The sequence below is a fragment of the Bartonella sp. AP58NXGY genome (assembly GCF_042195785.1).
In the GTDB taxonomy this organism is placed as follows: Bacteria; Pseudomonadota; Alphaproteobacteria; order Rhizobiales; family Rhizobiaceae; genus Bartonella.
The window spans coordinates 488-736 of record NZ_JBHIOY010000231.1; the positions used below are offsets into that span (position 1 = coordinate 488).

Genomic DNA, 249 nt, shown 5'->3' on the forward strand with positions numbered 1-249 from the left:
ATTACGGACATTTCTCTCAACATTTGTTTAAAAATCTTTTGTTGGGAACCATAATCGTTGCGTTTTTATCAAATACTTCCCCCGTTTATGCAAAAAATTTTGATAGAATAGAGCAGTTTCTGCAAGTTCTAGAGAAGGCAACAGCGGTTTATTCTCAAAGAAACAATAGAAATGTCTTTTCTGATTATAATCGTTATAACCCTCATACGGGTTTCTTTGACGATACAAGTTTATCAAAATCAAGTTATT

At 32.1% G+C, this 249-nt stretch carries 1 protein-coding gene; it reads left to right on the forward strand.

The window, feature by feature from the left end; genetic code table 11:
- On the forward strand, nucleotides 1-249 hold a 249-nt coding region (locus ACFINC_RS10635; RefSeq protein ID WP_375617194.1), incomplete at both ends, for a hypothetical protein.